Raw genomic sequence first — 3,920 nt, 5'->3', positions numbered from 1 at the left:
CCGGTGGCAGCGGCGCCAGCGGCGCGTACCTCGGCAGCAACAGCAGCAATTTCGCCCATTTCCTGGGCGGCTGGTTCGCGCACAACACCCGGGTGAGCCGCAATCTGGCGCCCGAAATCGCCGGCCTGACGGCGCGCTACGCCAGTCCCGCCAGCGCCGCCGGTGTTGCCGTCGTCCCGCAATTTTCGAGCGGCTGCGCCAGCTCCTCCCACTTCGATGCCGCCGGCCGCGCCGCGATCAACCTTGCCGGGACCAGCGGCTGCGGTTCGCCGCCCACCCGGCGTCCGGCAGCTACCTGTTCCTCAGCGCCAGCACCCCGCCAGTGCTGCGCTCTCCGACCACCACGATGTGCTGCTGATCTCCGATGGCGGCACGCTGGTACGCACGCCGGCGGCGCACATCGCCCAGGTCGGCCGCAACACGCAGGGCGTGACCCTGATGCGCGTGCAGGCCGGCGAGAAGCTGCAGGCGATCGAGCGGCTGGATGTCTCGCTGGACGACGCCGATGCCGAATCAATTACGAGCGTCGACGCGGACAGCAGGGGCGAACAGTCGTAGCCTGCGCGGGCGGGGTCGGCAGTAACAATACCGGCATCGTCCCCGCCATCAAACGCGCTTACCTCTGGGCACCTTCGGGTGCCCAGATCATTTGCGGGCCGCGAAAAGCCGTCCGGACAGCCATATAGATCTCAAATCGAATTCAAATATCAGGTGATATACATTACCGTGGGAGTGACCTTTCGCTAGATCGATGACCTTGAACTTCCCCGACTGGAGTCCGTACATGTATTACAGCAGTGGCAATTACGAAGCCTTCGCCCGCCCGCGCAAGCCAGACGGGGTCGACGGCAAATCCGCATGGTTCGTCGGCTCCGGCCTGGCCTCGCTGGCCGGCGCCGCCTTCCTGATCCGCGATGGCCAGATGCCGGGCGAGCGCATCACCATCCTGGAACGCATCGACGTGCCGGGCGGCGCACTGGATGGACTTGAGAAGCCGGACAAGGGCTTCGTGATCCGCGGCGGCCGCGAGATGGAGAACCATTTCGAATGCCTGTGGGATCTGTTCCGCAGCATTCCGTCGCTGGAAGTCGAGGGGGCCAGCGTGCTCGACGAGTTCTACTGGCTGAACAAGGACGACCCCAATTTCTCCCTGCAGCGCGCCACCATCGAACAGGGCAAGCCTGCGCCCGACATGGGCAAGTTCACGCTCAGCAAGGCCGCGCAGAAGGACATGCTCAAGGTCTTCATGGCCACGCGCGAGGAGATGGAGAACAAGCGCATCAACGAGGTGTTCGGTGAGGACTTCCTCGCCAGCAACTTCTGGATGTACTGGCGCACCATGTTCGCGTTCGAAGAGTGGCATTCGGCGCTGGAAATGAAGCTCTATCTGCACCGCTTCATCCACCACATCGGCGGTCTGGCGGATCTTTCCGCGTTGAAGTTCACCCGCTTCAACCAGTACGAATCGCTGGTGCTGCCATTGGTGAAGTGGTTGAAGGACCAGGGCGTGGTGTTCCAGTACTGCACCGAGGTGACAGATGTCGATTTCGACATCGATGCCACCAACGGACGCAAGCAGGCCACGCGCATCCACTGGAACCGCGACGGCCAGCCCGGTGGCATGGCACTCGGCCCCGATGACCTGTTGTTCATGACCATCGGCTCGCTGGTGGAAAACAGCAACGAGGGCGACCATAAGACCGCGGCGCTGCTGGACGAAGGCCCGGCACCGGCTTGGGATCTGTGGCGGCGCATCGCGGCCAAGGATCCGTCGTTCGGGCGGCCCGACGTGTTCGGCACGCACATTCCGGAGACCAAATGGGAATCCGCCACCATCACCACGCTGGACGCGCGCATCCCGAAGTACATCGAGAAGATCGCCAAGCGCGACCCGTTCAGCGGCAAGGTGGTGACCGGCGGGATTGTCACCGCCAAGGATTCCAGCTGGCTGCTGAGCTGGACGGTGAACCGCCAGCCGCACTTCAAGAAGCAGCCCAAGGACCAGGTCGTGATCTGGTTCTATGGCCTGTTCGCGGACGTGCCGGGGGATTACGTCAAGAAGCCGATGCAGGACTGCACCGGCGAGGAAATCACCCAGGAATGGCTGTATCACATGGGTGTGCCGGTTGAGGACATCGCGGAGCTTGCAGCCACGGGAGCCAACACCGTGCCGGTGATGATGCCGTACATCACCGCCTTCTTCATGCCGCGTCAAGCCGGTGATCGCCCTGACGTGGTGCCAGCGGGCGCTGTGAACTTCGCATTCATCGGCCAGTTCGCGGAGTCGAAGCAACGCGACTGTATCTTCACCACCGAGTACTCGGTGCGCACGCCGATGGAAGCGGTCTACACGCTGTTGGGCATTGAACGCGGCGTGCCGGAAGTGTTCAATTCCACCTACGACATCCGCACCCTGCTGGATGCACTGCACCAGCTGCGCGATGGCGAAGAATTGGCGTTGCCGGGCCCGTCGTTCCTGCGCGACCGCGTGTTGGCCAGGCTCGACCGCACCGAGATCGGTGCATTGCTCCACGACGCCGGCCTGCTGGCCGGGGAGGACGCATGAACATGACACAGGACACCACAAAGACCGTCGCCTCGCCCTCCGGCCTGCAGCGAGTGACCGTGCTGGGCACTGGCGTGCTCGGCGCGCAGATCGCCTTCCAGTGCGCCTTTCACGGCAAGAGCGTCACGGCGTACGACATTGACGCAGCAGCGCTGGAGCGTGCCCGCGACGCCCTGACGCGATTGGCTCAGACATATGCCGCCGACCTGCCGGGGACGACGCCCGAGGCGACCACCAGGGTCGCGGCGGCCATCGCACTGAGCAGCGACCTTGCGCAGGCCGTGCGCGACGCGGACCTGGTAATTGAAGCGGTGCCGGAGAAGCTGGAACTCAAGCGCTCAGTCTATGCCGAACTCGCCAGGCTGGCGCGCGAAGGCACCATCTTCGCCACCAACTCCTCCACGCTGCTGCCCAGTGCATTCGCGGATGCGACGGGCCGGCCGGAGAAGTTCCTGGCGTTGCATTTCGCCAATCACATCTGGCGCCAGAACACAGCGGAAGTGATGGGTACGCCGCAGACCGATCCTGAGGTGTTCGAGCAGGTGGCGCGCTTCGCTGCGGAAATCGGCATGGAACCGATCCGACTGCACAAGGAGCAGCCGGGTTACGTGCTGAATTCGCTGCTGGTGCCGTTGCTCAACGCGGCCGCCGCCTTGTTGTTGAAAGGTGTGGCGAGTCCGGAGGACATCGACAAGACCTGGCGAATCGGGACCGGCGCCAAGCTGGGGCCGTTCCAGATCTACGACATTGTCGGCCTGCGCACGGCGTACAACATCGCAAGCGCAAATCCCGCAACGCAGGGCTGGGCCGAATATCTCAAGGTGAACTACATCGACAAGGGTCGCCTGGGCGCCGGTGCGGGGGGTGGCTTCTACGATGATTGACGCCATGTCCGCCGCCCGTGCGTGCTCCGTCGGGAACGGTCACCGCACGCTGACGGCGTCCTGTGCAAGGCGGTGGCATACTGCCGCCCCGTCGCGCCGGAGCCGGCCGTGAGCCAAGCCCAACGCCACGCACGTCCGCTCAACCGCAGTGAATCGCAGGTCCGCACGCGCGCGGCGCTGCTGGATGCCGCCGAGGCGCTGATCGTGGAGCACTCGATCCCGGCGCTGTCGCTGCGCGCCGTCTGCACGCGTGCCGGCTATACGCAGGGGGCCTTCTACTCCAACTTCGCCGATCGCGAGGAGCTGCTGCTGGAGGTGATGGAGCGCAACCTCGAACAGAAGGCCGCCAGCCTGGAGCAGATGCTGGCGACCTGCGGCGACGCAGGTCTCGACGGCACCCTGGCGTGCATCCTGGATTGGCTGGACACCATCCACCATCGGGGCGAATGGGCGCGCATCGCCATGGAGCT

Annotated in this window: 3 protein-coding genes and 1 pseudogene; all 4 read left to right on the top strand. The window is 64.6% G+C overall.

The genetic code is table 11. The features are described from left to right. Nucleotides 1-345: 345 nt before the first annotated feature. Nucleotides 346-558 (top strand): annotated as a pseudogene (locus tag N5D20_RS24545) (DNA gyrase C-terminal beta-propeller domain-containing protein); the annotation flags it as partial. Nucleotides 559-784: 226 nt separating this feature from the next. Next, nucleotides 785-2,566: an oleate hydratase gene (locus tag N5D20_RS24540; protein ID WP_016448219.1), complete on the top strand. Its 1,782-nt coding sequence runs from the start codon at nt 785-787 to the stop codon at nt 2,564-2,566. Further along, nucleotides 2,563-3,450, top strand: coding sequence for a 3-hydroxyacyl-CoA dehydrogenase (locus tag N5D20_RS24535; protein WP_016448220.1), 888 nt, complete (start codon nt 2,563-2,565; stop codon nt 3,448-3,450). Before N5D20_RS24540 ends, N5D20_RS24535 begins: the two co-directional genes overlap by 4 nt. A 108-nt stretch (nt 3,451-3,558) precedes the next feature. After that, nucleotides 3,559-3,920: TetR/AcrR family transcriptional regulator (locus N5D20_RS24530; RefSeq protein WP_034399481.1), on the top strand; the 362-nt coding region annotated here is incomplete at its 3' end.

The sequence above is a fragment of the Stenotrophomonas sp. GD03877 genome, assembly GCF_029840555.1.
Lineage (GTDB): Bacteria > Pseudomonadota > Gammaproteobacteria > Xanthomonadales > Xanthomonadaceae > Stenotrophomonas > Stenotrophomonas geniculata.
Note: the sequence above shows the minus strand (reverse complement) of the source record. Positions and strands in the feature narration are given on the sequence as shown.

Bases quoted from the DNA above. Each gene is read 5' to 3' on its own strand.
- N5D20_RS24535 (WP_016448220.1), top strand. From the start codon at position 2,563: ATGAACATGACACAGGACACCACAAAGACCGTCGCCTCGCCCTCCGGC.
- N5D20_RS24540 (WP_016448219.1), top strand. From the start codon at position 785: ATGTATTACAGCAGTGGCAATTACGAAGCCTTCGCCCGCCCGCGCAAG.